This window comes from Bradyrhizobium sp. (assembly GCF_027307225.1).
Classification (GTDB): domain Bacteria; phylum Pseudomonadota; class Alphaproteobacteria; order Rhizobiales; family Xanthobacteraceae; genus Bradyrhizobium.
On sequence record NZ_DAHUXJ010000092.1, the window covers coordinates 1 to 24,990 of the forward strand.

Annotated in this window: 24 protein-coding genes, 1 tRNA gene and 1 pseudogene; 10 read left to right on the forward strand and 16 right to left on the reverse strand. The window is 62.4% G+C overall.

The features are described from left to right. Positions 1 to 247: 247 nt before the first annotated feature. The 7 genes from M6D32_RS15755 to M6D32_RS15785 form a co-directional block, all read right to left on the reverse strand. Complete coding sequence (locus M6D32_RS15755) at positions 248 to 1,138, reverse strand: crotonase/enoyl-CoA hydratase family protein (RefSeq protein ID WP_298257786.1); 891 nt, start codon at positions 1,136 to 1,138, stop codon at positions 248 to 250. A 120-nt stretch (positions 1,139 to 1,258) separates the two neighbouring features. Continuing rightward, positions 1,259 to 2,680, reverse strand: coding sequence for an amidase (locus M6D32_RS15760; RefSeq protein WP_298257788.1), 1,422 nt, complete (start codon positions 2,678 to 2,680; stop codon positions 1,259 to 1,261). Positions 2,681 to 2,860: 180 nt separating this feature from the next. Beyond that, positions 2,861 to 4,024, reverse strand: coding sequence for a M20 aminoacylase family protein (locus M6D32_RS15765; protein ID WP_298257790.1), 1,164 nt, complete (start codon positions 4,022 to 4,024; stop codon positions 2,861 to 2,863). A gap of 4 nt (positions 4,025 to 4,028) precedes the next feature. After that, positions 4,029 to 5,564, reverse strand: a complete 1,536-nt coding sequence (locus tag M6D32_RS15770) for a M81 family metallopeptidase (protein WP_298257792.1) — start codon at positions 5,562 to 5,564, stop codon at positions 4,029 to 4,031. Positions 5,565 to 5,751: 187 nt separating this feature from the next. After that, positions 5,752 to 6,471 carry a DNA-3-methyladenine glycosylase I gene (locus M6D32_RS15775; RefSeq protein WP_298257794.1) on the reverse strand — a complete coding sequence of 240 codons (720 nt, stop codon included), beginning with the start codon at positions 6,469 to 6,471 and terminating at the stop codon, positions 5,752 to 5,754. Between the two features lie 11 nt (positions 6,472 to 6,482). Further along, entirely contained in the window at positions 6,483 to 7,613 is a 1,131-nt protein-coding gene (locus tag M6D32_RS15780; protein WP_298257796.1) for a M20/M25/M40 family metallo-hydrolase, read from the reverse strand. A 178-nt stretch (positions 7,614 to 7,791) separates the two neighbouring features. Beyond that, the gene (locus tag M6D32_RS15785; protein WP_298257798.1) at positions 7,792 to 9,117 is read right to left on the reverse strand and encodes a (Fe-S)-binding protein; all 1,326 of its coding nucleotides are present in this window, start codon (positions 9,115 to 9,117) and stop codon (positions 7,792 to 7,794) included. Positions 9,118 to 9,344: 227 nt separating this feature from the next. On the opposite strand from M6D32_RS15785, the gene M6D32_RS15790 reads away from it, so the two are divergent. Beyond that, positions 9,345 to 9,431: transfer RNA gene (locus tag M6D32_RS15790), tRNA-Leu, on the forward strand. A gap of 62 nt (positions 9,432 to 9,493) precedes the next feature. Here M6D32_RS15790 and M6D32_RS15795 read toward each other — a convergent pair. Beyond that, positions 9,494 to 10,975 (reverse strand): aldehyde dehydrogenase, encoded by a 1,482-nt coding sequence (locus M6D32_RS15795; RefSeq protein ID WP_298257800.1) that lies wholly within the window; start codon positions 10,973 to 10,975, stop codon positions 9,494 to 9,496. Between the two features lie 493 nt (positions 10,976 to 11,468). On the opposite strand from M6D32_RS15795, the gene M6D32_RS15800 reads away from it, so the two are divergent. Next, positions 11,469 to 11,924: a hypothetical protein gene (locus M6D32_RS15800; RefSeq protein ID WP_298257802.1), complete on the forward strand. Its 456-nt coding sequence runs from the start codon at positions 11,469 to 11,471 to the stop codon at positions 11,922 to 11,924. 21 nt (positions 11,925 to 11,945) lie between these two features. Here M6D32_RS15800 and M6D32_RS15805 read toward each other — a convergent pair whose 3' ends face one another. Continuing rightward, a complete protein-coding gene (locus tag M6D32_RS15805; protein ID WP_298257803.1) occupies positions 11,946 to 13,151 on the reverse strand; it encodes an FAD-dependent monooxygenase in 1,206 nt (401 codons plus the stop codon). 84 nt (positions 13,152 to 13,235) lie between these two features. Continuing rightward, positions 13,236 to 13,481, reverse strand: coding sequence for a zinc-finger domain-containing protein (locus M6D32_RS15810; protein WP_298112709.1), 246 nt, complete (start codon positions 13,479 to 13,481; stop codon positions 13,236 to 13,238). 308 nt (positions 13,482 to 13,789) lie between these two features. Here M6D32_RS15810 and M6D32_RS15815 point away from each other — a divergent pair, with 308 nt between their 5' ends. Both M6D32_RS15815 and M6D32_RS15820 read left to right on the forward strand, forming a co-directional pair. Beyond that, positions 13,790 to 14,920, forward strand: coding sequence for a hypothetical protein (locus tag M6D32_RS15815; protein ID WP_298257806.1), 1,131 nt, complete (start codon positions 13,790 to 13,792; stop codon positions 14,918 to 14,920). A gap of 34 nt (positions 14,921 to 14,954) precedes the next feature. Next, positions 14,955 to 15,707 (forward strand): alpha/beta hydrolase, encoded by a 753-nt coding sequence (locus tag M6D32_RS15820; protein ID WP_298257808.1) that lies wholly within the window; start codon positions 14,955 to 14,957, stop codon positions 15,705 to 15,707. Here M6D32_RS15820 and M6D32_RS15825 read toward each other — a convergent pair. After that, positions 15,693 to 17,054 carry a hypothetical protein gene (locus tag M6D32_RS15825; RefSeq protein WP_298257830.1) on the reverse strand — a complete coding sequence of 454 codons (1,362 nt, stop codon included), beginning with the start codon at positions 17,052 to 17,054 and terminating at the stop codon, positions 15,693 to 15,695. The two genes, M6D32_RS15820 and M6D32_RS15825, sit on opposite strands and share 15 nt — an antisense overlap. A gap of 426 nt (positions 17,055 to 17,480) precedes the next feature. Between M6D32_RS15825 and cysE the strand changes: the two genes are divergently transcribed. Together cysE and M6D32_RS15835 are read left to right on the forward strand one after the other, a co-directional pair. Further along, entirely contained in the window at positions 17,481 to 18,311 is an 831-nt protein-coding gene (gene cysE, locus M6D32_RS15830) for a serine O-acetyltransferase (RefSeq protein ID WP_298257810.1), read from the forward strand. A gap of 301 nt (positions 18,312 to 18,612) precedes the next feature. Continuing rightward, positions 18,613 to 18,831 (forward strand): DUF3126 family protein, encoded by a 219-nt coding sequence (locus M6D32_RS15835; protein ID WP_079543740.1) that lies wholly within the window; start codon positions 18,613 to 18,615, stop codon positions 18,829 to 18,831. Between the two features lie 186 nt (positions 18,832 to 19,017). On the opposite strand, the gene M6D32_RS15840 is transcribed toward M6D32_RS15835, so the two are convergent. Further along, the gene (locus M6D32_RS15840) at positions 19,018 to 19,728 is read right to left on the reverse strand and encodes a hypothetical protein (RefSeq protein WP_298257815.1); all 711 of its coding nucleotides are present in this window, start codon (positions 19,726 to 19,728) and stop codon (positions 19,018 to 19,020) included. A gap of 225 nt (positions 19,729 to 19,953) precedes the next feature. On the opposite strand from M6D32_RS15840, the gene M6D32_RS15845 reads away from it, so the two are divergent. Both M6D32_RS15845 and M6D32_RS15850 read left to right on the forward strand, forming a co-directional pair. Then, entirely contained in the window at positions 19,954 to 20,283 is a 330-nt protein-coding gene (locus M6D32_RS15845; protein ID WP_298257832.1) for a hypothetical protein, read from the forward strand. Positions 20,284 to 20,391: 108 nt separating this feature from the next. Further along, positions 20,392 to 20,922 carry a gamma carbonic anhydrase family protein gene (locus tag M6D32_RS15850; RefSeq protein ID WP_298257818.1) on the forward strand — a complete coding sequence of 177 codons (531 nt, stop codon included), beginning with the start codon at positions 20,392 to 20,394 and terminating at the stop codon, positions 20,920 to 20,922. Between the two features lie 39 nt (positions 20,923 to 20,961). Here M6D32_RS15850 and M6D32_RS15855 read toward each other — a convergent pair whose 3' ends face one another. After that, on the reverse strand, positions 20,962 to 21,204 hold the full coding sequence (locus M6D32_RS15855) for a hypothetical protein (RefSeq protein ID WP_298257820.1): 243 nt from the start codon (positions 21,202 to 21,204) through the stop codon (positions 20,962 to 20,964). Positions 21,205 to 21,516: 312 nt separating this feature from the next. On the opposite strand from M6D32_RS15855, the gene M6D32_RS15860 reads away from it, so the two are divergent. Then, entirely contained in the window at positions 21,517 to 22,185 is a 669-nt protein-coding gene (locus M6D32_RS15860; RefSeq protein WP_298257822.1) for a hypothetical protein, read from the forward strand. Between the two features lie 504 nt (positions 22,186 to 22,689). Here M6D32_RS15860 and M6D32_RS15865 read toward each other — a convergent pair. Continuing rightward, positions 22,690 to 23,313 carry a transglutaminase-like cysteine peptidase gene (locus M6D32_RS15865; RefSeq protein WP_298257824.1) on the reverse strand — a complete coding sequence of 208 codons (624 nt, stop codon included), beginning with the start codon at positions 23,311 to 23,313 and terminating at the stop codon, positions 22,690 to 22,692. 394 nt (positions 23,314 to 23,707) lie between these two features. Here M6D32_RS15865 and M6D32_RS15870 point away from each other — a divergent pair, with 394 nt between their 5' ends. Next, the gene (locus M6D32_RS15870) at positions 23,708 to 23,875 is read left to right on the forward strand and encodes a hypothetical protein (RefSeq protein WP_298257826.1); all 168 of its coding nucleotides are present in this window, start codon (positions 23,708 to 23,710) and stop codon (positions 23,873 to 23,875) included. A 213-nt stretch (positions 23,876 to 24,088) separates the two neighbouring features. On the opposite strand, the gene M6D32_RS15875 is transcribed toward M6D32_RS15870, so the two are convergent. Then, positions 24,089 to 24,703, reverse strand: a complete 615-nt coding sequence (locus M6D32_RS15875; protein ID WP_298257828.1) for a PilZ domain-containing protein — start codon at positions 24,701 to 24,703, stop codon at positions 24,089 to 24,091. 82 nt (positions 24,704 to 24,785) lie between these two features. Further along, positions 24,786 to 24,990 (reverse strand): annotated as a pseudogene (locus M6D32_RS15880) (MFS transporter); the annotation flags it as partial.

A 24,990-nucleotide genomic window follows, 5' to 3' on the forward strand; every position in this document is an offset into this window, starting at 1 on the left:
CCATGCAGTACAAAAATATGCTTCGACGTATCCATTCCAATGCGGATAATCTGTCCCACCGACGGCTCCCTTGTCTGAGATTTGCAACAACCTCATTCTGGCACACTGATGCCGTAGGGGGCCGTCCACCCCATCAACCACGAAGAGTAGTTTTGCGAAGAGCGTTTGCCCGTGCGGTTCCTTCGGGAGATCACGCGGTGGGTCCCGGATCGCGCTCGCTGGCGCTCGCTTGTCCGGGACGACAGCTTCACTCATACTCCCGTTCGTCCCACCACGGAAAGTAATCGGGCATGTCGGACGAAACCTTGTCCTTGAAGTGCGCGGGGCGCTTCTCCAGGAACGCCATGACGCCTTCCTTGACGTCGCCGGAGCGGCCGCGGGCATAGATGCCGCGGCTGTCGACCTTGTGGGCTTCCATCGGATCGTCGGCGGCCGAAAGACGCCACATCATCTGCCGGATCAGCGCCACCGACACCGGCGCGGTCTTGGTCGCGATCTCGCGCGCTAACGCACGCGCGGTCGCAAGCAGTTGGTCCGGCGCAACGACCTTGCTCACGAGGCCTCCGGCAAGCGCCTCCTGCGCCGGAAAGACGCGGCCGGTAAAGCACCATTCGAGCGCCTGCGCGATGCCGACAATGCGCGGCAGGAACCAGCTCGAGGCCGCTTCGGGCACGATGCCTCGCTGGGAAAACACAAAGCCGAATCTGGCGTCTTCCGACGCGATGCGGATATCCATCGCGAGCTGCATGGTGACGCCGATGCCGACCGCAGGCCCGTTCACCGCCGCGATCACCGGCTTGAGGCACTTGAAGATGCGCAAGGTCACCTGGCCGCCGCCGTCACGCGCGTTCGCATCGCTGTAGTCTGCTCGTCCATCTGGGAGGCGCTTGACCGGTCCGCGCTTGGCGTCGCGGTCGAAAGTGTCGGCGCCCGATGAAAGATCGGCGCCGGCACAGAAGGCGCGGCCTGCGCCGGTGACGATGATCGCCCTGATCTCGTCATCCTTGTCGGCGGCGTCAAAGGCTTCGATCAGCTCCCGCAGCATCGTCGCGTTGAAGGCGTTGAGCTTGTCGGGGCGATTGAGCGTGATGGTGAGAATGTTTTTTGACACCTCATAGGTGATGGTTTCGAAGGTCATGCGATGTTTCCTTCTCGGAAATTTTTATTGTCGTCTTCCGGGGCGCGTCGAAGACGCGAGCCCGGAATCTCGAGGTTCCGGGTTCACGCTTTGCGTGCCCCGGAACGACAGAATGCACGTTTACCTTCCCGGCGCACTCGGCCACGGCCGCTGCGGACCGCGCAGGGTCTCGAACGCTTTCGCCATGGCAAGCACGCCGAGGTCGTCGAAGCGGCGGCCGATAATCTGCACGCCGATCGGAAAACCCGCCGCGTCATAGCCGCCATTGATCGAGATCGCCGGATTGTCCGCCATGTTCCATGGCACGGTGTAGCAGATGTGCTCGAATGGCCGGTCGGGATCGTTGAGGGGCGCGGCGAACTCGGCTGCGAATTTCACGACCGGCGAAACCGGCGAGACGAGATAGTCGATATCGGCAAAGAGTTTGGCGGCGCCGGCGCGCATCGCCATGGTGGTGTTGAACCCTCGGATGACGTCGACGCCGGAGAGTTTTGCGCCGCCTTCCGCCCATTTGAGAATATAGGGCAGCGTCTTGCTGCGTTGATCCGGTGCCATCTTCGAAAGATCGTCCCACAGGCGCGCACGCCAGAAACCGTCGAGGCCCGCGATCATCTCGGGCGTCAGGATGCCCTTGACCTCGCTGACGGCGGAGCCTGTGACCTCGAACGCCTTTGCCGCCTTGACCACGACCTCGCGAACGTCCTGCTCCGGTGCCTGGCCTGCGCCGGCGTCGAGCAGAAGCCCGATGCGCAATTTGCGCGCCGGCTTGTCGAGCGCCTTCCAGTGGAAATCGCTGGGCGGCAAGCTCATGCCGTCGCGACGATCGGGCTTTGCCATCACGCTCATCATCAGCGCGGCGTCATCGACGGTGCGCGTCATGGGGCCGGCGACGCGGCCGACATAAGGCGGATCAATCGGCACGCGGCCCAAACTTGGTTTCAGCGCGACAAGGCCGCACCAGCACGCCGGCAGCCGCACCGAGCCGCCAATGTCGGTGCCAAGATGCAGCGGGCCGTAGCCGGCCGCCGCCGCCGCGCCGGCGCCGGCACTCGATCCGCCGGGATTTTGCCTGAGATCCCAGGGATTGCGGGTGAGGGGATGGAAACTGGAAAGGCCAGACGACAGCATGCCGAAATCCGGCATCGTGGTCTTGGAGAAGATGATCGCGCCGGCCTCGCGCAGCCGCGCCGCGGGCGGTGCATCGGCGTCGGCGGGCACGAGCCTGGTGGTCGCGGTGCCGAGCGGCACAGGCGTGCCTTTGGTGGCGATATTGTCCTTGATGGTGACGGGAACGCCGTCGAGCGGCTTGTTGGATTCACCGTTTTGCCAGCGCTCCGTCGAAGCCTTGGCGGCGACACGCGCGCCGTCGGGATCGAAGGCGTAGAGCGCCTTGATGTGGGGCTCCCACACGTCGATATGCGCCAGCACATCGTCGAGCACCTCGCTCGGCGTAAACTGCCGCGTGCGAAAACCCGCAATCATGTCGACGGCGCTGAGATCGTGCAGGGCCGTAACGGCGTCGGTGGTTTCTTCTTCGCTCATGGCAGCTCCTTGGAACGCTAACTAGTGTCTCGGTTCTGACATTCGTACTATTTCGCGGCCGGCACCTTTACGAATGTCAGAACCAAAGAGACACTAGCAAATATAGTTTTCTAGTGCGGCGACTCTGACGTTCCTTCGACGAGATCGCCGCGAAACTGAAGGAACGTCAGAGTCGCCGCACTAGCCGGCCGGCAGGCGGGCTTCCACGATGCGGGCAAACACGCTGGCACCGATCGGCAATATCTTGTCGTCCAGCATGTAGCCGGGGTTATGCACCGGCACGGAGCCGTCGTGGCCGAGCCAGAAATAGGCGCCGGGTACGGCATGCAGCATGTCGGCAAAGTCTTCGCTGCCCATCTTTGGATTCGAGCGCGTCGACACCTTGGCGGGATCGACCACGGTGCGGGCGACATCCGCCACCACCTTGCAGTGCTCCTCGCTGTTGACGAGCACGCTGAAGATATCGCGGATGTCGACTTTGATCTCGACCTCGAAGGCGGCGGCAAGTCCCGCACAGAGGCTGCGCATCCGCTCGCGGATCAGCGCGCGCACCTCATCGGAGAAGGCGCGCACGGTGCCGGCCAATTTGGCTTCGCCCGGGATCACATTATAGGCGGAGCCCGCGTGGATCTGCGTAATCGACAGCACGGCGGCCGCATTCGGTGAGACGTTGCGGCTGACGATGGTCTGCAATGCCTGGCCGAGCGACATCGCAATCACGACCGGGTCCCTGGAGCGCTCCGGCATGGCGCCGTGCGCGCCATAGCCAATGATCGTGATGTCGAAGAAATCCGCGCCGGCCATGGCGGGCCCGGGGAGCACGGCGAGTTCGCCGTGGTTGAGGTCGGGCGCGTTGTGCAGTCCGTAAATTTCGTCGCACGGAAATTTCTCGAACAGGCCGTCCTTGATCATGGCGCGTGCGCCGCCAAGGCCTTCCTCGGCGGGCTGGAAGATAAAGTGCACGGTACCGTCGAAATTGTGGGTCTCGGCCAGATAGCGCGCGGTGCCGAGCAGCATCGTGGTGTGGCCGTCATGGCCGCAGCCGTGAAAGCGGCCGGGAATGGTCGAGCGCCATTTCAGATTGGTGTTCTCTTCCATGGGCAGCGCGTCCATGTCGGCGCGGAGTCCGATGCGTTTATTGCCGCTGCCCCTGCCCTTGAGCACGCCAACGACGCCGGTGCCGCCGATGCCTCGATGAACCTCGATGCCCCACTGCGTCAGCTTCTCGGCCACGATGCCGGACGTGCGAACCTCTTCAAAGCCGATCTCGGGATGGGCGTGCAGATCACGCCTGATGGCGGTGAGTTCGTCGGCAAAGGCTTCGATGCGGTCGATGTTGGGCATGATGTTATCCGGTCGCGATGGAATGAAGCGGTGAGGAGTGAGGCGCGATGAAGGCAGGCCCGTTCGGCTTAAGTCGAATGCCGGGGCGCAGCTTGGTCCAGGGTAAGGAGGCGGGGTCGGCGGGCATGGCGCCGGGCGCGGCGCAGATCAGGATTCGTTCCGAGATCGGTTCGAAATCGGCGCGGAAATGTACCGAGCTCTTGTTCACCAGGATCGCCTGTTCGGTCGGTTCGACCCCGACATAGCGAAACATTGCCTGGTCCGCCAATTGGGCTTTATGCGAACTCACGACTACGCGAATGCCGTTAATCCGCAAACAGGCCGATAGCCCCATATCCATGTCGCGGCCGCCGAAATAGGGGCCGGGTGCGACAAATTTTCCGTCGGAGAGTCTTTCCACCGTGAAGGTGGCCTCGAAGGGCGCATCGCCCGGTATGCAGGACTTGCCGCCGAGCGATAGTGTGAGCGAAGCGCCGACGCCGCCCTCATGAGCAGCCCTGGCAGAAGCGGGATCGTAGATCGCGCCGATGGCCGCACGCGTGGCGTTGTTGCAGACCAGCGCCCGCAGCATGCCGGTTGTGTCGGAATCGCCGCCGGCGCCGGGATTATCCTGGGTGTCGGCGATGATGACGGGCCTGCGCGCCGTTTTCGCGAGCGCCATGGCGAGCTGCACGCCCTCGTCGGGCGCATAGATGCGGCCATCGAAATCCTTCTCAAAGCCTTCGATGAGCGCCGCGAGCTTGTCCACGGCGGCTTGCGCGCCAGTGCTCGTCTTGCCGTAGGCAAAAATGCTGGGTCCGCAATGCGCGAAATCGGCGGCCGGGAAGCCCGGACAGAAGGAAAGCGTCGGTATCGCCTCGCTCTCGATCGCGGCTAATCTTTCGTAGATAGCTTTGCTCGGAAAATCGCTGGTGCATTGCCAGCTGATCGGAATCAGAAACGGCAACTGCCGGAACGCCTTTTCGAGACGTTGGCCGTCGCGCAACAGCAAAGCCAGATGTCGCGCAGCGGCGCAGCCGGTGTCGGCCATGTCGACATGCGGATAGGTGCGGTACGCAATCAGCGCGTCGGCGTGACGTGCCATCTCGGGCGTGACGTTCGCATGCAGATCGAGGCTGACGACTAACGGCAGCCTGTCTCCGATCACCTGCCGCACGCGGCGCAGGATTTCGCCTTCGCCGTCGTCGAAATGCTCAGCTACCATCGCGCCATGCAGGTCGAGATAGACCGCATCGAGCGGGCCAGCGTTCGCGATACCCTCGACGATCACCTTGGCGATGCGCTCATACGCGTCTTTCGTGACATGCGCGCAGGGGCTCGCGGCGGCAAAGAGCGTCGGCACCAGTTCCCAGCCATGTTTCTCCGCTTCACCGATGAAGCCGGCGAGCCCGACATTGATGTTGCGGATCACCTTGAAGACGTCTGCGCCTTGCACCATCGCCGGCCAGCCGCCGCCATGGACGAAATCGGCATAGGTCGCCCTGGTCGGCGCGAAGGTGTTGGTCTCGTGCAAAAAACCGCCAATGGCGATGCGGGGCATGTCTGGTTCCCAAACGGTCATTTCGGATACGACGCGAGACGCAGCCCGGCTCATTCGGCTTCCGCGATCGGCGGGAAGCAGGACAAATCCCATCCGCGTCCGGGGGCGGCGTCAAGCAACGTGCGGGTATGGGCCTGTTGCGGTTTTGCGGGGACTTGTGCGGCCGGACTCCGTTCGACCGCCCAGCTTAACGGTGTTCCATCCGGTTCTCCCCGATCGACATCGCGCAGATCCGCGATATCTGCACGCGAGGAAGGTCGGTCTCATCGGCCCAGGCGTTGAACTGCGCCTGCACCTTGGCGAGATCGCCTTTTGACTTTACTTCGGCCGCGATATCGAGGCCGGCGTCGCGCAGGCAGGCGACCACGTCTTGCGAGGTGACAAAGCCGTCCCAGCCGACGAAGCGCAGGAACATCTGGCCGGTGTTGCCGCCGAGGCGGCTGCCGCGCTTGCTTAGGAGGTCAAGAAGGCCAATCTGATCGGAAGAGGGCCATTTCACCAGGAATTGGCCGAAGCTGCCATGTTCCCTGGCGATCTCCTGCACGAAAGCAGCGTTCTCGCGCACCGAGGCGATCTTGGCGCCGTTGCGCACGATGCGCGTGTCGGACAACAGAGCGTCCCAGAAATCGTCTGGCTGGAAAATCAGTTTGGCTGGCTTGAAGCCGAGAAAGGCCTTTTCGAAATCCGGCCATTTGTTTTCGATGACGCTCCAGGCAAAGCCTGCGGAAAACACCCGCTGCGTCATCTCTGCCAGAAAACGGTCGTCGCTGAGCCTGGCCAGCGCCTTCATGTCCGGCCTCTCCGGCAAAAGCTTTTCGAGCGCCTTTGCGCCGCCCTTGCGCTTTTCGGCGCGGGCAAGGATTGGCTTGAACGGGATGGCGCGGGTTTTGACTGCGGTCTTGGCCATGATGGCTGCCGCTAGGTCAGCGCGACTAAAAGGCCCGCCATCAGGCGGCCGCGCTCGGCAAGGCTGTCGACTTCGATATGTTCGTTGAGCGTGTGTGCATCCGCGCCACGCACGCCCAATCCGTCCAGCGTCGGGATGCCCAGCGCGCCTGTGAAATTGCCATCGGAACCACCGCCGGCCGAGCCGTGCGGCAAATCGAGCCCCATCGAAGCGGCGACACCCCGCGCCTTTTCGTAGAGCGCCATGGCGCCGGCATCCGCCTCCCACACCGGACGCGTCACGCCACGCGTCACCTTGAAGGTCACGTCGTGGGAGGTACCGGACAAAGCCAGCATGCGTTCGACACCGCGGTCGAGATCGGCCTGGCGTTTGGCCATGCTCAGCGCCTCGCCGGTGCAGGTGGTGGCGACGCAATTGACCCATTGGCCGCCATGCACGATGCCGACCGAGAAGGTGCAATCCTCGGATGTCATGCCGTCGATGACGAGCACCTGGCGGGCCATCTCGCGAATGGCCGAGCGGCCCGACGAGAGCGTGGCGCCGGCATGGCTCGGCTTACCCGTGGCTTCCAGGTTGAAGCGCGCGATTGCGTAACGGCCGGTGACGACGCCGTTGTTGGGCCGGCCCGGTTCGGGCACCAGCACATACTTATTGCGCGTGGCTTCCGCCTCGATGAGGTCGCGCACGGACGGCGTGCCGACTTCTTCGTCCGGGGTGAACAGCACGGTGATGGGCAGCGGCGTGGCAACGGCGGCGCGCGCCAGTTGCCGGATCGCTTCCAGCGCGAGGTAATTGCCGCCCTTCATGTCGAAGATGCCGGGGCCGTAGCATTTGTTGCCTTCGCGCCGCCATTTCAGCTTCTCGATCGTGCCGACGGGGTGAACCGTGTCGAGATGGCCCGCGATCAGGATGCCGGGCTCGCCTTGTTTAGGGTGAGGGAACTTCGCGCGCACGCAGCCGCCAAAGCCCTGCCGTCCGGCGATGCGCTCGACCTGCGCCCCCATGATCGCCATGTCGCGCGCGGCGAGATCGAGCATGCGTTCCACGGCTGCCGCGTCCCAGGTCGGGCTTTCGCATTCCACCCAGCTGCGCAGGCCAGCGAGCATGCTCTCGGAATCGAAGGGAAGGTTGGCGGGATTCATCGGGAGGCTCTTGATTTCGAAAGGGGGTATTACGTCAGGCGAACCTTACAAGAAGGACCGGTGACAAGTTTGTAAAGGCAAACTTCAGCAAGGCAGAGGTCGTCCCAAATCGGCTCGCCATCCGCCGTTCCACCGCCGCCATGGCGATCAGCCGGCGGAACGTCGATAAGCAGTGAGGTTAGCCGCGCAGCGGCAGCGGCTGATCCGCCAGCATGCCCTTGACCACGACCTCGCGAGCCTTCGCGGCGTCGAGCGCGTGGGCAGCGAGCAGGTCTGCGCAGTCGGCGACGATTTGATCGGCGTCCTGCATCAGCTTCAGTTCCTTGTAGCGATCGTGCTGTTTGAGCCCCATGCTTTCGCCGACCAGCTCCAACAGGTTGACGATGCGGAAGGGCCAGTCGCGCTCGTGCGCGCAGAGCTCGCGATGCTCGGAATGATAGACGGTGACGAGGGCGTCGATGCCGGCGTCGCGGGCGGCCTCGAGTTCGTTTCGCGTCAGCTCGCGCTTGAATTCGGGCAAGACATTCAGGTAGACGCCCTGCAAGCCCAGCGCCGGCTGCTTCAGGTCGACGAGGGTCATGCCCGGGATGGCAGACAGGATTTCGACGGCTGCTTCCATCACGCCGGAAACGCCGGGATGGCGGTGCAGGGCAACGCGCAACGGAACACGCTCGCGCAGATGCGGCGTGAGCTGCTCGATCCGCTGCGCGAGGAAGCGAAGGAACGGCGTCATCTCGAACGGTCGCCTGCCGCGCTGGCGTTCGATCGCAGGCAGCGTCGTTTCGGTGAATTGCACGTAGCAACTCGGACACCAGGAAATCACCTGGCCGGACTTCGATTGCGACATCTTGTCGATGCTGTTCGTTCCCAGCCGGCCGGACATTTCGACGTCGCCGGGCCGCATATGAACGATCCCGCAGCAATGGCTTGGTCCGCCCATCACCTGATAGCCGATGCCGAGCGTGTCCATGATGTCGAGCGCGAGCAGCGCCATGTGCGGTGTCTTGAGCACGTTGCAGCCCGTGTAGAACACGAAATCCGGCGGCTCGCTCGCCACGTTCACCGCGGCCGCCTTCTGGCCGAGCCGCGTCAGCACCTCGTCATTGAGCTGCAGCTGCGAGAGCACGGTGACTTCGCGGCCGACGTCGCGATATTTCTCCAGCGCCTGCCGCCGCCGCGCCGGCAAATCATCTTTCGCCTTGGCCATGGCCACGCGTGCCATCGCGAGCAGAAAGCGGGGGTTGACGCCTTCATCGCAGGCCGTGATGCATTCACCGCTGAGCGTGCAGGCCTGCGCCCATTTCCGCGATGCCTCCGCTCCCTGACCCGCGCGAAGGATATCAAGGATGCCGCCGATGACGTCCACTGGCGCCGCATCCGCAATCCCGGCCGGCTTCACGCTCGGACAGGCCTCGACGCATTTGCCACAGCGGGTGCAGGCATCGACCATTTCGTCGACGCGCCCCGAAAGCGCAGCCTCGAAGGAAAGATTGTGCGGCTGCATCTGCCATCTCCGGCCGAAATCAAGGGACGTATGCTGGCCACAGGCTAGCTCACGCCCGGACCTGCGTAAATGGAGGGGCTTTGATTCCCGCCGGGCAAGCAGGCGGGTGCATTCCAGGTCACGGGCCTTGCTGCCAGAATCGTCCGTTGCCGTGAAAGACCAGAACAGGCAGGCCTTCCTGCAAAACGTTTGCGGGGCATAGGCAAAAAAGCTATGCAGACCACGACGCGGACGTGGCGGAATTGGTAGACGCAAGGGACTTAAAATCCCTCGATGGCAACGTCGTGCGGGTTCGAGTCCCGCCGCCCGCACCAGATCGGCGGTCATCCCCGGTTCGGTCTGGAGAATCCTGAAATCGGCGCCTCCGTCGCTGCCTTCAGCGCATCACGAATGGATTGGCCGGGGCGCCTTGCGCGGTCGAGATCCACACGCTCTTCGTTTCCAGGTATTCGCGGACCGCGTCGATGCCGCTCTCGCGGCCGATACCCGAATGCTTCATGCCGCCGAACGGCATCATGTAACTGATTGCGCGATACGTGTTCACCCACACGGTTCCGGCGCGCAGCAACTTCGGTACGCGCACGGCGCGTCCGAGATCGCGGGTCCAGATTCCTGCCGCGAGGCCGTAGATCGTGTCGTTGGCGATACGAATGGCGTCTTCCTCGCTATCGAAGCCGATGATCGAGAGGACCGGTCCAAACACTTCCTCGCGTGCGATCCGCATGCTGTTGTCGACATCGGTAAAGATGGTCGGCTCAACGAACTGGCCGCCGACGATGCCCTCGCCTGAGGCAGGCTTGCCTCCGAGGAGACAGCGTGCGCCCTCCGCCTTTGCAATGTCGATATAGTCGAGGATCTTCTTGTATTGCGCCGGCGTCGTGACCGGGCCGATGTTCGTGTCCGACCGCATGGGATCGCCGATCTTGGCGGAGCGCGCGAGTTCGACAAGACGCTCGACAAATTTGTCCTTGATCGAATTCTGCACCAACAGGCGCGATCCCGCGATGCAGGTCTGGCCCGTGGCGGCGAAGATGCCGGAGACGACGCCGGCCGCGGCCGCGCTGAGGTCGGCGTCCTCGAAGACAATGTTGGGGGACTTGCCGCCCAGCTCCAGCGAAACCCGCTTCAGGCTCCGTGCGGCCGTCTCGTAGACTTTCGCGCCCGTCGTGTCCGATCCGGTAAATGTGATCTTGGCGACGCCGGGATGCGAGATCAACTCGGTGCCGGCTTCGGGCCCAAAGCCGGTGACCACGTTGAAGATTCCGTCCGGAATGCCGGCCTCTTTTGTGAGCGCGGCAAATTCCAGGGTGCTGGCGGAAGTGAATTCGGATGGCTTGACGATGACGGCGCAGCCGGCCGCGAGCGCGGCTGCGCATTTCCAGGCGACAAACAGCAACGGCGAATTCCAGGCCGTCAGCGCCGCGACAACGCCGACCGGTTCATGCGTCGTGTAGGCGAAGGTGTCCGGCTTGTCGATCGGGACGAGGCCGCCTTCGAGCTTGTCGACGAGGCCGCCGAAGTACCACCACCATTCCGGGTGATAACGAAGCTGGCCAAGCATCTCGGCCATGAGCTTGCCGTTGTCGCGCACTTCGATTTCGGCGAGACGCTCGGCATTCGCGGCGACGAGGTCGCCGAGCTTGCGCATCGCCTTGCCGCGCGCCGAGGCCGTCATCTTCGACCAGGGGCCGCGCCACATGGCCTCATTGGCGGCCTTCACGGCGGCGTCGACATCGGCGGCCGACCCGCGTGGGATTTTCGCCCACGGCTGGCCACGGTAGGGATCGATCGATTCAAACCATTCATTTTTGGCAGGATCGACATACTGGCCGTTGATGAAAAGCTGATAGGTTTTCATTGTTCCCTCCAGTTCCGGCGAGGCGATGAGAAGAGGCTGGGCAGACGGTAAAATGAATTCTGCGGCTTCGCCATGGCGATTATTGCACACGCGCCCAGGCCGATTTGCAGCAACCCTGTTTGCTGATGAAACCTTCTGATGTCGCGCGGTTCGAATGCATGGCGTACTCGCGCGAAGCAGGCGCGGGCTATTCAAAGAAGAGCTGGCGTGACGATCCAACCTCTTCAAGTGTGTCGGCAGGATTTGCTTTCGTTCGGCCCCGTCCTTGCAGATCGATGGCCGCCGGCAAAAGCCCTCGGCGGCCCGGAATTCACCTGCCGCTTTGGGCCATGGGATCAAATAGTTAGCGCCGTTCCTCAGTCCGGGAAAATGAGATCGACCGGTGGTGTGCCATCGGAAGCCGCGGGATGACGGCGTCCTCAAGGCAAAGCCTCATTCCGGACATCAGTTGCTGCTTTACGCAACCTCAAGCTTATCGGATTAACAGGGTCTCATGTTCGCTTTCCCGGCCAGTCATCGCGCGCCCTTGCGTGCCCTCGCAGGCGCGGTTCTTTTTGCGCTGGGCGCGGCTCTTGGCGGTTGCGCCAACATGAGCGACGGCATGACTTCCGCCTTTGCGGACCCCGCGAAGTACGAGCTCTATAATTGCAAGCAGCTCGAGGCCGAGCGAAAGAGTCTCGGGACCCGGATGGCCGAACTGCAGGGTCTGATGAGCAAGGCGCAGTCCGGAGTCGCCGGTCCCGTCGTGGCGGAAGTTGCCTATCGCAACGACTACATTGCGCTGCGCGGTCAGGCCAGGAATGCCGACGCGGCGTGGGTGGCCAACAAGTGCCATGAGACGCCGCCGGCCAAAACTGCGGCGGCGTCTGCTTCAGCGCCGGCGCCGGCGCCCGCGCCCGCTGCGGCTTCCGGCCATGCGCCGATGCGATCGGGCAACGCCGTCTACTGATCGGGCTTGCGGGGCGCAGCCTCAGGGCCGCCAATCGTAGATCCAGTTCTGCCGCGACAACATCCGCTGCGGTCCCATCGCCTTGATGAAGAGATCGCGCGCAAGCGCCATCGGCCCAGCCAGATGATAGATGCGCCCGGCCTGCCGCGCGCTGCGCTGAACGCGGATGATGCGTGGCCGGCGCAGCCGCTCGTAGCGTTGCAAGGCTGCCGTGAATGCCGCCGGACTTTCGTTGGACCGTGCGGCGATGCATTTCGCCAGCACCGCTGCGTCCTCGATTGCCATCGCCGCGCCCTGGGCCGCGAACGGCAGCATGGCGTGCGCTGCATCCCCCAACAGCGCTACGCCGTCGCCGGTCCATGGACCGCGGCCGGAGACGGTGAACAGCGCCCATTTCCGCCAGCCGTCGACGGCGCCGATCAGCATCCGGGGAATGGCATGCCATCCGGCCGCAACGAACGCGCTCTTGATTTCATTGCCGTCGCCCGGTTCGCTCCAGCCCGGCCTATTCCATTCACCGGGGACGACTGCCACCACGTTGATCTGGCGCGCAGCGGAAATCGGATAGGCAACGAGATGCGCCTGAGACCCCATCCAGAGTTGCACGCGGCGCGAGGTATATTCGCGCGGCATCTGCCTGGTATCGAGCGTGCCACGCCAGGCGATCAGCCCCGAGAACAGCGGCTGCACATCCGGCAGCAAATGCTGGCGGACGGTGGACCAGATTCCGTCGGCGCCGATCAGCGCCGCGGCGAGTTCGTCCCGGCGCGAGGCGCCGCTGCGCTGGACGACGGTCAATCCCTTGGCGTGAGGGCTGACGTCCTCGAACTGGCAGCCGAGCCGCAATTCGATGTTGGAAGAGTTTTCGACCTGCTCGCGCAACGCAGCCTGCAGATCGGCGCGATGGATCACCCAATAGGGAGCACTGGTATCCGATGCTGCCGATCCTGCCCTGGCGAGTGAAAGGCGCGAGATCTCGCCGCCATTTCTCGCGCTCATCAGGCAGATCGAATCGGGTGTCACGGCGCGGGACAGCCGTGGGCCAAGACCGAGATCGACCAGCACGCGGCTGGCATTGGGCGAAAGTTGCAAGCCGGCGCCGGCTTCCTCGAGCCGCTCTGCTTTCTCCAGAACAATGATTCGAAAGCCCAACTTCGCCAGCGCCAGCGAGGCGGTCAGTCCGCCGATGCCGGCACCCGCAACGATGATCGTCCGTGAAGCCGCCATTAGTGCCCGCTTTCGGAAGCTCGTGCACCCATCGCAGCACCCACTTTCACGAACTTCGGAAAGTCACGGGCATTAGCTGCCCGATCAGGCGACCTTGTCGGTCAGCACGCATTCCGGTGGGCGGGCCTCGCCGGGCTTGAGGTCGGCGGCAAAACGATAGAGCGTCGAGCAATAAGGGCAGATGATCTCGTTATCGTTGCCGAGGTCGAGAAAGACGTGCGGATGATCAAAAGGCGGATTGGCCCCAACGCACATGAATTCCTGCGAGCCGATCTCGATGACGGCAACGCCGGCATCGTTGTGAAAGTGCGGAACGACATGATCGGACATCGGATTCACCTTAGGTAGCAAGCAGCAGGCGACATCGTCGCCGGGTTCCGCCACTGGAAACCAGCCATACCAACGGATGCTGTTGATTCCTAGTGCTCCGGCATCTGACGAAGCGAATGCCAAATCTACCGCCAAAGCGGGGCCGATTTGACATTTCCCACAACCGTGCGATAGCCCCGGCTACTGATTTTCATCTTACAAATTCGACACAATCTTGGTGTCCCGGAGAAGCCCTTCTTTCGTCGGGGCGGTTGTGTCGTAAAAGCGGCACACTATGTCTCGTTGCATCGTGATGGGCAGGGTTTTTGATGAAACAGCGGCGGATCCGTTGGGCTTTGGTAGCGATAACGGCAAGTGGTGCCGCGCTTGCCGTCGTGTGGCCGCACGCGCGTGAAGCTGGCGCCATGTTGGTGGCGCAGGACGACCCTGCGCAATTGTCTGACATCCAGGTCGATTCTGCCTTGCGAAATAGCGGGGATATCGTCGCCGGTCAGATCGAGGCCGCGCTCGACGCTCACGATGCCGGCCTGGCTGAAAGCTTCGTCGATCTCGCCAAGGCCAAGAACATCGCGCTGCCGGAGGATCTGCTGAACCGGGTGAAGCAGGCCGCCACCGAAGACAGCTCGGCCTCGCATTTCGCCCGCCGCTTTGCCAGCGGTCTTGTGACCGGAAACGCCGACGATGCCGGCAGCCTGTCGGGCACTGTTGCCGGCGATCTCTTTGTCTTTGGCGACATCAGGGACGTGGTCCGCGAGGGCAAGCATCTGGTCATGGGCGAGGATACCGATCGCCTGGTGCTCGGTCTTGCGACCGCGGGTCTCGCAGTGACGGCCGCGACCTATGTCACCGTCGGCGGCACCGCGCCGGTGCGCGCCGGACTGACGCTGGTCAAGGATGCGCGCAAGGTCGGACGGCTGGGCGAGGGGCTCACTGCATGGGCCGGTCGCTCGGCGCGGGATATTGTCGATGCACCGATGCTGGAAGAGGCCGTTGCCTCCAGCGCGACGACATCTCCGGGGAAAACCGTGAGCGCCATTCGCGCCGCCTTCAATGCCGAGAAGGCAGGCGCGCTGGTGCGAATGGCCAAGGATGTTGGGCGCATCAGCGAGAAGGCCGGTGCGCGCGGCGCGATCGATACGCTGAAAATCGCCGAAGGGCCGGAAGATGTCGCGCGCGCGGCGCGGCTGGCGGAAAAAAGCGGCGGCAAGACGCGGGCGCTGATCAAGCTGCTCGGCCGCGGCGCGCTCTTGCTGACCGCCGGCGCGTTCGATCTGCTGTTGTGGGTATTCGGCGCACTGTTCATGCTATTTTCGCTGCTGGTCTCAATCAAGTCGACCACCGAGCAGCTGACGCAGTCGTGGATCGATCACGGCAAGCGCCGCCGGCTGCGGCGACAACTTGCGGCCGCCAAAGTGGCAAGCGTCGCGGCAAACGGCTAATTTCGAAACGTCTCCTCAAAACACGGAACAAGCGATGCCGAGTTTTCATCACGGCGCTGTCGAAATTGCCTATCTCGACGAGGGCGAGGGCGACCCGATCATTCTCGTGCACGGCTTTGCCTCCAGCAAGAATGTGAACTGGGTGTATCCGACATGGGTGTCGGACCTGAAGAAAAGCGGCCGTCGTGTCGTCGCGTTCGATAATCGCGGCCACGGCGATTCCAGCAAGCTCTATGATTCGGCCGACTATGAGCTCTCCATCATGGCAAGCGACATCGCGGCCCTGATGGACCATCTCAAGCTCGATCGCGCCGACGTCATGGGTTATTCGCTGGGCTCGCGGATGACGGCGATGCTGGCGCGCAGCGAGCCGCATCGTTTGCGCTCGGCGATCCTCGGCGGCATCGGCATCGGCCTGATCGTGGGCGGCGGTCCCGGCGAGAACGTCGCCACGGCGCTCGAGGCGGACTCGCTGGACCAAGTCACCGATCCGGTCGGGCGGACCTTCCGCGCTTTTGCCGACCAGACCCGGTCCGACCGCAAGGCGCTCGCAGCGTGCTTGCGCGGCTCGCGCCGCCTGATGACGAAAGAGGAAGCGGCCGGGATTGCCGTGCCGGTATTGATTGCGGTCGGCACCGCGGACGAGATCGCAGGCTCCGCGCAAGCCTTGGGGGAGATCATTCCCGGTTCGGAAGTGCTCGATATCCCCCGTCGCGATCACATGCGCGCCGTCGGCGACAAGGTCTATAAAGAGGGTGTGCTGGATTTCCTGTCACGCCGTCCGTGACGGGGCGTTCGCGGTCTCGTCGCGCTGCCAGCGCCTTATCGCCGCGATCATGATGGCAAAGGTCGTGATCCAGACCAGGCGCGAGCCATAGCGATCGTGCGGCCCCGATATCACGCCGCAGATGAAAGCATTGCCGACCAGCGTCAGGCATACGGTCGCCATCAACAGCGTCACTTCGTCGATCTGCCGTCGCCAGATCGAGGCGAACAGGAAGGCAAAGACGAGGAACGTTGAAAACAGCGCCACCGGAACGTGGATCAGGTTGAACGGGCCGAAGGTGAGGTGGGTCTTCTGCTGGCGTGCGGCGTCCACTATTTTCAATTGCCGAGGCAGGTAATCCCGGAAGATGCCGTAGGTGTGCATCATCGTCGGATGGTCGGTATTCTCGCCGGTCGCGACCTTGAGCAGCTGCTCGCCCGTATCCAGCAGCGCCGCCTCGGCCTGCCACAGCGGATAGTCGGCGAGTGCGTGCGCGGCAATGTATCCCATCTCATCGCGCATGCCGGTAAAGCGGCCGAGATTGTTGAAGACGCTTTCGCGGCTCCACAGGAAATCATCGGCGGTTTCCGGCAACTCGTTGCGATAGGGACAGAGCTTGAACTTCTCGGTGGTGCAGTGATCGTTCAGGTAGCGGCTGACGATACCGTCCTGGAGCATGCGGGCAAACGCAATCGAAAAGCCACCGGGGGTCCATGCGACCTGACCCGAGAGCGCAAAATTGGCGGAAACGAGCATGACGGCGCCCATCGCGATCGTCAGGGTGCCTTGCAGCAGGTGTGAGGCGCGAATTCGCCCGCGCAGGAAAGGGCGCGCAATCCATCCGACGCAGCACAGTCCCAACAGAACGCCCATCGTCGCACTGTGGGTCGCCGCCGCAAACGCCGTGAAGACGAACAGCGCAATCTTTTCGCCGCGGGAAATCTTGTCGCCGTGCAGGACCAGAATAAACAGCGACAGCACCGACAGGCCGGCAAAGATGTCGGTAAGCAGCATGCTGGCGAGCCAGGGCAGCGCCGTGGTCAGGGTCAGCACCAGGCAGGATCCGAACAGCCGCCAGGGCCTCGCGAGGCCGAAGACCCGCAGCATCAGCTGCAAGATCCACATCGTCGCCAGCGCCTGGATCGCCAGGTTGACCCAGAAGTGGGTGTGTTCGCCGTAGTGCAGGTAGAGGCCGAAGACGGTCGATCGGCTGGGGACGAGGTAGCCTTCATACCAGCGCGCCAGATAACCGCCGGTGTCCGACTGAAGGATCGGGTAGCCGTTCCAGAGCGCGGGCGCGACCAGCATCAGGGGGATCGCAACGGCGATCGCCCAGATCAAAAGCGGATTGGCGGCGCGTTCGGGCATGGTGTGTGCGGTAATTTCTGCCATCTAGTGGTCCGATTCTAACATTCGCATCCCTCCTCAGCGGCCACTTTTGCGAATGTTAGAATCAAAGGACCACTAGCTAATATGGGTTTCTAGTGGAGTTTAGGATTTGAGGTTCGCCAAGCGAGATTGCGGCCAGGCGGGTAGCGAATGTCAAATCCACTCCACTAGCCGGACAATGCCCGGAGCCCCCGACGCGCGGAAATCCGCCAATAGTCGCCTTGATTTGCGGGAACTCGCAACCAAGTAAGTCGCGCAGGGCTAGTCCGTATGCGATTCCAACCCCTCACGCCAGCATTCACCCTTGGTGTGAGGGGCGCGGGGACAGCGGGAGTGCCCCATGCTAGAATAATTCGGTCACAAACCTGATTATGATGACCAAACAGGAATTTGCAGGCGGAGCCTATGGCAAAGCATCAGATCAATCCGCTAGGCGGCAGCAAGCTCGCGGCCCTCGATCCGATCTGGGATCGGGTCCGGTCCGAGGCCGAGGACATCGTTCGCAGGGAACCGGAGCTCGCGACGTTCATCTATGGCACCGTGTTGCATCACGACCGGCTGGAGCAGGCGGTGGTGCACCGGATCGCCGAGCGCCTGGACCATTCGGCCCTGTCGGGTGACTTGATTCGCCAAGCCTATGACGAAGCGCTGCGCGACGATCCCGATATCGGCAACGCCTTCCGCGCCGACCTGGTCGCGGTTTACGACCGGGATCCTGCGACGTCGCGCTTCATCGACCCCTTGCTCTATTTCAAGGGTTTTCATGCCTTGCAGGCCCATCGACTGGCGCACTGGCTGCTAAAGAAGGGTCGCAGGGATTTCGCCTATTATCTGCAAAGCCGGTCGTCTTCGGCGTTTCAGACTGACATTAATCCGGCGGCCATCATCGGCCGCGGCATCTTCCTCGACCACGCCACCGGTTTTGTGTGCGGTGAGACGGCGGTGATCGAGGACGATGTTTCGATCCTGCATGGGGTTACGCTCGGCGGGACCGGCAAGGAGAACGAGGACCGCCATCCCAAGATCCGCCATGGCGTGATGATCGGGGCGGGGGCCAAAATCCTCGGCAATATCGAGGTCGGCCACTGCGCCAGGATCGCGGCCGGCTCCGTGGTCGTCAAAACGGTGCCCCACAATGTGACGGTGGCTGGCGTGCCGGCCAGGATCGTGGGCGAGGCCGGATGCGCGGAACCCTCGCGCACCATGGACCAGATGATCAACGCGATCGGGCTTTGAATTTCTAGTGCGGTGAATTTGAAGTTCCTATCAGTTTCGCGGTAACCTCGTCATAGGAACTTCAAATTCTAAACCGCACTAAAATCATATAATTGGCTAGTGCTCCTTGATTCCGAAGTTCGTAAACGTGGAGCCGCAATATGATACGAACTTCGGAATCGGAGCACTAGTGGTCCAATTCCAACATTCGCATCCCTGATGCGCGGCTGTAAGGCGGCCCGGAATTATCCGGTCATGGTGCTGGCGGTTCTCGCCGCATCGTCCTAAAACTTCTCAAGATATTTGCACCTGGAGACGCGCCGTGGACGTTCAGGAAGTCAGGAAGCTCGACGCCTACCTCAAGCGCCTGTTTGGCAACCCGAAGATCCGCGTGGTTCCGCGGCCCAAGAAGGATGACTCGGCCGAGGTCTATATCGGCGAGGAATTCATCGGCGTTCTCTTTGTCGATGACGAGGACGACGATCGCTCGTTTCAGTTCCAGATGGCTATTCTGGAAGACGATCTGGTCGAGCAGGGCTAGCGGTCCACTAGTGTGGCGACTCTGACGTTCCTTTCAGTCTTGCAGCGAGCTCCTCAAAGGAACGTCAGAGTCAAAGCCACACTAGAATCATATAGTTGCTAGTGTCCCTTTGGTTCTGACATTCGTAAAAGTGCCTGCCGCGATATGATACGAATGTCAGAACCGGGACACTAGCGTTTCGGCCTGCTATTTCGAGACCCGTAATTCCTGGGTCAGGCGGTCCATCGCGTCCGCAACCTCGCGCCATTGCGCCAGCCAGCTGCGCGGAAAGCGGAAGGTCAGATCCGCTCCCTCGATGCGGCGCTCGCTCAGGCACATGCCGGGTGTAGCCGCCTCGCGCGAGCAACGCGCCACCATGTTGGGCGACGACGCGAAGAACAAATCCTCCCCGCTATAGGGCGAGCCTTCGCGGAAGGCGCGCATGGTCATGCCATCCTCCCCGACCGTCCGGGTCTGCTCCAGATAGCGCGGAAAGATGGTGCGTATACGTTCCTCCGGCGCCAGCGCGTCGTGATGGGCTGCAATCGACAGGAAAATCCGGTCGATTGGTTGCACGGTCTCCTCGACAGTGGAGGCGCTGACGCGTTTCGGTGCGTCCGGCGGTAGGAGCGAGGGATAGCTGAAGCTTAGATCGATGCGTTCCTGCGGCCCGGTGTGGCGCTGGATTTTCATTCGGATCGAGGCGGACGGCACGTTGAAAAGGGTCGAGCCGACGCTGACGGGCAGCCGCGCCGGACCGCCTCCCTTTTCCGCGTCCCAGGTGGGCCACAGCAAATAAGCAACCAGGATAAGAGCCGCAGCGGCGATGATGCCGCCCAGCACGATCGGAGGCAGGTGCGCGCGCCAGTCCTTCTCGGTGCTGCGCGCGATGGTTCGGGATGACGCGATTAATGTCATGAACAGGCGATGCGTGGATGGGATTTCAATGGGAACGAATCAGCGGTGAATATGCCATGTGACGCCGCACATCCGTATGGTTTGAGGCCGGGCAGATCATTCGAGCCATGTGCGAGCCGGGGTTCCGAAGGCGTGCTGTTAACCTTTCCTTAAGGATGTTGTGGCGGCCACGCGCCAATTTTGCGAAGCAAGGGGTGGTTTCAGTAGTTGCGTGGACGTACCCAGATGACGCCGGATGCGTTGAACTCCCTGTTTGCCCTCTCGATCGGCTTTGCGCTCGCCGGCGCGCTCACCAGCGGATACCAGGCGTTCGTGCATCGTCCGGCCGGCTTCGGCCTGCTTCAGGAAGGGATTGCGCCGAGCACCTTTGCGGCGGTGCCGTTTCTGGTGTTTGCTGCTCCCTTCATCATCATGCGCAACACGCTGCGCGGCGTGCAGGTCGAACGCCGCCGGTTCGAGTTCGTGATGATGGCGACCGTGCTTGCGGGTTTCTGGAGCCTGATGTCCGGTTCCTTTTTCCTCATGACACTGCGCGCGACCGGATTGCTGGCCTGAATCCCTTTTTTGCGTGACGCGCTTTCCTGGCGCGAACCGGCATCGCCTTCGCTTGAAAACGCTTTGACGGCTGTGCCAGAGTCTCTCTGAAAACGGAGAGTTTTATTCATGGCAATCTACGAACTCGACAGGCAGGCCCCCGACCTTCCCAAGTCCGGCAACTATTTCATCGCCGATACTGCAGCCGTCATCGGCAAGGTGCGCCTGCTTGAGGGCGCAAGCGTCTGGTTCGGCGCGGTGTTGCGCGGCGACAACGAGTGGATTGAAATCGGCGAGGGTTCCAACGTGCAGGACAATTCGACCTGTCATACCGATCGCGGCTTTCCGCTGACCATCGGCCGGAGCTGCACGGTCGGCCACAATGTGATCCTGCACGGCTGCACCCTGGAAGACGGCGCATTGGTCGGCATGGGGTCGATCATAATGAATGGCGCCAAAATCGGCCGCAACAGCATCGTTGGCGCCGGTGCGGTCATTACCGAAGGCAAGATTTTTCCCGAACAATCGCTGATCATCGGCGCGCCGGCACGGGTGATCCGGACGCTCGAACCGGCCCAGGTGACAGCAATGGGAAGCGCGGCAAAATTCTACGTCGGTAACGGGCCGCGCTTTAGAAACGGCTTGAAGAAGATCGGTTGATGAACGTCTGTTCAGAATCTTGCCGCGATATGATCACCATCATGTTTTTGCCTTGCGCGTCCGCCTGGGTTGTCCGCCGTCCTCCACCGGTTTCCTGGCCGGTTCGGCCACGAGCTTGGCGCTCTTGCGCAAGGCGTCCTTGAGGTCGATCGGAATGCCGTGCTTCTTGAGCAGATCGGCAAAGGCTTCGTCCGCCAATTCCTGGAACGTCGCCATCCGGTCGCGCGCCAATTGCTTCAGCTTGTCGAACGTGTCGTCGTCGAAGGTGATCAATTTGCGCATATGCGAGGCTTCCGGCCGTCGGCGATGCCGGAATCGTTATCAGGGATCGACGACCGCGCCAAACGCAGCGCTTCTCGGCGCAACGCTGCGCTATGATGACCATGAACATGATCGTGGATAGAATAATCCGCTTTTTAAATGCGTTTTTATTTTCCTTTTGACGCCTGCAGCGCTTCTCTTGGCGCTGCGCAAGGTTCGCTGGGCGAGCCACGCATCTCGGCAATTCGTCGCGGTCGCTCCCGATGGCGGAACCTGCCGACTGCGAACGCGTAGTCGAGTGGGCGGGGGTGTGCTGTTGATAGGAGAAGGTCAATGTTCCGGAAAACAATGATCGCGCTGTGCGCGGTCGCGTCGATTGGGATGCTCGCACCTGACGTCGCTCTGGCGCGCGGCGGCGGTGGTGGTGGCCACGGAGGCGGTGGAGGCGGAGGCGGAGGCGGAGGCGGAGGGCATGGCGGTGGCGGCTTTGGCGGTGGCGGTTTCGGCGGCGGCGGTCATGCTGGTGGCTTCGGTGGTGGCGGTTTTGGCGGACATGCTGGCGGCTTCGGTGGACACGCCGGTGGCTTCGGCGCTGCGCATTCCGGCGGCTTTGGCGCGCGCGGTTTCGCCGGGCGCGGAGGAGGCTTTGGCGGCGCACCCATGAACAGCTTTGCGCATGCGACACCGAACGGTGGCGTTGCGACCGGCGCCGCCCGGGGTAACCGCTTTGCCGGCGGCAACAGATTTGCGAGCCGTGGCTTCGACCATGGCGACCGCGGCTTCCATCATGGCGACCGCGGCTTCCGTCATGGCCGTCACGGCCGGCGCTTCTTCGGCGGCGGCGATTTCTTCTACGGACCCGACTTCGGCTACGACTACGGCTACTATCCTGATTACGCTTACGACGACACTTACTACGATAACGGCGGCTGCTATGTCGTGCAGCGGCGCATTCATACCCGGCATGGATGGCGGGTCAGGCCGGTCCAGGTCTGCGGCTGAACTCACCGCCATGACAAATCGCGTGAACAGGCGCGCGGCGAATATCCGCGCGCCTTTCTCGTGACGTGATGGGGTTCAGCCGAGCATGTTGTGCTTCTTGAACCAGACCTGCATCTGCCTGAAGGCATCCTCCGTCTGAGCTCGCCATGAGAGCTTAACGCAGTAGCGCTAGACGCCAATACCCAGCCGATATTCCGCCACCCGCGCAAATGACCGGGCGCCAGGGAATGCCACTGCGGCCCAAAAAAACAAGGCCGTCGGCGCAGTATGGACGCCCACGGCCTTGCCAGCCCCGGATATTAAATTGGCTTACGCCATCCGGCGAGTTCCACCGTGCCACGGTACCTCAAGGACGGATGTGAACTGGTTCACAAAGCCTCCAAAAAGGGTGCGGCCAGCCCTTGGGGGAAGGCTGGCCGCTCGCGAGACGGTCTGGGACGGGGAGGGGTGGGGATGTGACCGGCTCGCGTAGCTCTTAAAATCCTTGGTTCTCAGTGATCGTCCTTAGTGATCCCTGGCGCTCGCGGTCAAAGCCGCAGGCCGGGGGTCGCCGAGGGAGACCCAGACATTCGGGTCGCCCTGCGATTGGCGCTTGACGAAGCGGTAGCCGGTGTCGGTCCAGGCCACGACGTTTTCGTTCTGGTTGTCCAGAATGAACTCGCCCTTGTCGGACTTGACGGTCAGCACCGCATGACCTTCGCCCATCTTGTCGCGCACCACCGTGATCAGAAGCGCCTCGCGCGGCCATCCCGCGTCGATCAGCATCTTCCGCTTCAGCAGCACATAATCTTCGCAGTCGCCGTAACCGTCGGTCGGGATCGACCACTTCTCGACGACGCCCCAATGATCCATGTCGGTCATCGGCTTGATGGTCTCGTTGACCCAGTGGTTGACCTTGTTCAGGTCGCGCCAGGCCGCTTGCGTCATCACGATATCGCGGGGCTGCGACTGACCGCCTTTGCACTCGGCCGGAGTTTCCGTGCAGAATTCCACCCAGCCGATCGGCGCACGCGTGGTGTCGCCGAGACTTGCATAAAGCGGCCGCTCATCGGCGGCTCGCGCCGAAACGGTCAATCCCAACAGGATGGCGGCAACCGCCAATCCTTTTTGCTCCCTGAAGCTGAACATTGTTGTGGCCCCCGTCTTTTTTTGTTGGGACCACGTTTCGCACAAAGGATTTGCGGTGCGGCTAAGTGCGCCGAGTACAATTGAAGCGAATACTGCTCAATACTTCAGAGAATTCGATCTGTATTTGAATAGAATTCGAATACAATTTTAGACAACTGCAATTGATTCAAATTTTAGCCATTAACGGCCGGACGCCCGAAAACGCAGCCGATTTTGCCAGCATCGCTCGCAGCGTTAACCGGGATTTTGCGCGCGCACAGGCGCCCAGCAGGGACGACCGGCACGCCCTGACCTCCGCAAAAGGGGCAAAGCGATCCCTTGCGGCTTTACGCGGCGCTAACGCTGTCTCCGATGCGTGGGAAAGCCTTGGCAAGCCATCTCGTCCGTTGCAGACATGCCGCGCGAAAGCCGCGAGGTGATCATGAAGAAAGTGTTACTGGACCTCTCCGCCGTGCTTTGGCTTGCGATTAGCCTTCCCGCCGCCGAAGACGCGGCCCTTATCAACCCGACCGACCCGCAACCGACCTGCTCCATGTGCCCGGGCAACGGCATCCGAGCTTGAGAGCTACACGAAGAAAGCGATCGCCGAAAAGCTGAAGGCCGGCGATGTCGTGGTCATTCCGGCCGGCACCGGCCCTGGTTCACGAAAATCGATGACCACATCGATTATCTGATGATCAGGATCGATCCGGACAAGGTGACGCCGCTCAAGGGCGAAGCACAGTCGAAAGAGTATCTGTCGAAACCAGCGGAGCGCGGGCAGTGATGAATCGTGTCAGCGCGCGGTGACGGCGTCCTCGAGCGTCTCTGCCACCTGCTCGTGGATGAATTCGAGCGCAAAGCCTTCATCGAGATTGCGAACCACGCGTGCCTGGACCTTGCCGAGCATCACTGTCGACTTCATTGGGGGCTTGCTTTCGGCCGCGATCGCAGCACCCGAACGCGACATGTCGATGATGCGGCAGGTCATGCGCGTGCCGTCTTCAAGCGTCAGCAATGCGATCGGATTGCGCGGCACGATGCGGTCATGGCGGCGATCCTCCGGCAGGTTGAGGATGTCGCGGTTGGCAAGCCAGGTCAGTTGTGCGGCAAGCTTGTCGCGCTTGCGCGCGGTCGCGCCGACCGTCATCGCAAAGCCGTTGTCGATGATGCGGGTGATCCGTCCCTCGACACGTCCGATATGGTCGAGATAGGCGATCACGCGGTCGCCGACATTGCCGATGCCGGGCGCCAGCAGCGCCAGCCCACCCGGCGACATATTGATGATCTGGCACGGAAATTCGCGGCGGTCCGGCAGCATGTAGCGCCCCAGCAGATGCACCCTGACCCGCTGGAAGCGCCGCCGCTCTTCAGCGGACGGAAGAATCGATTTTTTATTTGCCAACGCCATCTTCGCCGCCAGGGCACCCGCTATTGGTGCCGTTCGACCCTACGGCCAGCAGGGTTAATGAGCGGTTAGCGCTCGCGGGTATTCAGGTCGCGGCGGGAGCGAGCCTCGAAATCCGGTCAAATCCCCACAACAGCAGCGGGCACGCCAGCAGCAATACGGCGCCAAAATCGAGCGTTATCGCCGCGCTCCCGGTCCATTTCGCAAGCGCCCCGCCGATGACTGGGCCCAGCATCATCGTGCCATAATAGAGGGTGTAGAAAATGCCCATGCCGATCGCGCGCGTTTCT

What these genes read in the sequence shown, in the direction of transcription:
- M6D32_RS15860 (WP_298257822.1), top strand. Translation starts at nt 21,517, where the DNA reads ATGTTCCGGAAAACAATGATCGCGCTGTGCGCGGTCGCGTCGATTGGG.
- M6D32_RS15805 (WP_298257803.1), bottom strand. Translation starts at nt 13,151, where the DNA reads ATGGCGGCTTCACGGACGATCATCGTTGCGGGTGCCGGCATCGGCGGA.
- M6D32_RS15755 (WP_298257786.1), bottom strand. Translation starts at nt 1,138, where the DNA reads ATGACCTTCGAAACCATCACCTATGAGGTGTCAAAAAACATTCTCACC.
- M6D32_RS15850 (WP_298257818.1), top strand. Translation starts at nt 20,392, where the DNA reads ATGGCAATCTACGAACTCGACAGGCAGGCCCCCGACCTTCCCAAGTCC.
- M6D32_RS15800 (WP_298257802.1), top strand. Translation starts at nt 11,469, where the DNA reads ATGTTCGCTTTCCCGGCCAGTCATCGCGCGCCCTTGCGTGCCCTCGCA.
- M6D32_RS15780 (WP_298257796.1), bottom strand. Translation starts at nt 7,613, where the DNA reads ATGAATCCCGCCAACCTTCCCTTCGATTCCGAGAGCATGCTCGCTGGC.
- M6D32_RS15785 (WP_298257798.1), bottom strand. Translation starts at nt 9,117, where the DNA reads ATGCAGCCGCACAATCTTTCCTTCGAGGCTGCGCTTTCGGGGCGCGTC.
- M6D32_RS15770 (WP_298257792.1), bottom strand. Translation starts at nt 5,564, where the DNA reads ATGCCCCGCATCGCCATTGGCGGTTTTTTGCACGAGACCAACACCTTC.
- M6D32_RS15825 (WP_298257830.1), bottom strand. Translation starts at nt 17,054, where the DNA reads ATGCCCGAACGCGCCGCCAATCCGCTTTTGATCTGGGCGATCGCCGTT.
- M6D32_RS15845 (WP_298257832.1), top strand. Translation starts at nt 19,954, where the DNA reads ATGACGCCGGATGCGTTGAACTCCCTGTTTGCCCTCTCGATCGGCTTT.
- M6D32_RS15815 (WP_298257806.1), top strand. Translation starts at nt 13,790, where the DNA reads ATGAAACAGCGGCGGATCCGTTGGGCTTTGGTAGCGATAACGGCAAGT.
- M6D32_RS15760 (WP_298257788.1), bottom strand. Translation starts at nt 2,680, where the DNA reads ATGAGCGAAGAAGAAACCACCGACGCCGTTACGGCCCTGCACGATCTC.
- M6D32_RS15810 (WP_298112709.1), bottom strand. Translation starts at nt 13,481, where the DNA reads ATGTCCGATCATGTCGTTCCGCACTTTCACAACGATGCCGGCGTTGCC.
- M6D32_RS15775 (WP_298257794.1), bottom strand. Translation starts at nt 6,471, where the DNA reads ATGGCCAAGACCGCAGTCAAAACCCGCGCCATCCCGTTCAAGCCAATC.
- M6D32_RS15765 (WP_298257790.1), bottom strand. Translation starts at nt 4,024, where the DNA reads ATGCCCAACATCGACCGCATCGAAGCCTTTGCCGACGAACTCACCGCC.
- M6D32_RS15865 (WP_298257824.1), bottom strand. Translation starts at nt 23,313, where the DNA reads ATGTTCAGCTTCAGGGAGCAAAAAGGATTGGCGGTTGCCGCCATCCTG.
- M6D32_RS15855 (WP_298257820.1), bottom strand. Translation starts at nt 21,204, where the DNA reads ATGCGCAAATTGATCACCTTCGACGACGACACGTTCGACAAGCTGAAG.
- M6D32_RS15870 (WP_298257826.1), top strand. Translation starts at nt 23,708, where the DNA reads ATGCCGCGCGAAAGCCGCGAGGTGATCATGAAGAAAGTGTTACTGGAC.
- cysE (WP_298257810.1), top strand. Translation starts at nt 17,481, where the DNA reads ATGGCAAAGCATCAGATCAATCCGCTAGGCGGCAGCAAGCTCGCGGCC.
- M6D32_RS15875 (WP_298257828.1), bottom strand. Translation starts at nt 24,703, where the DNA reads ATGGCGTTGGCAAATAAAAAATCGATTCTTCCGTCCGCTGAAGAGCGG.
- M6D32_RS15820 (WP_298257808.1), top strand. Translation starts at nt 14,955, where the DNA reads ATGCCGAGTTTTCATCACGGCGCTGTCGAAATTGCCTATCTCGACGAG.
- M6D32_RS15795 (WP_298257800.1), bottom strand. Translation starts at nt 10,975, where the DNA reads ATGAAAACCTATCAGCTTTTCATCAACGGCCAGTATGTCGATCCTGCC.
- M6D32_RS15840 (WP_298257815.1), bottom strand. Translation starts at nt 19,728, where the DNA reads ATGACATTAATCGCGTCATCCCGAACCATCGCGCGCAGCACCGAGAAG.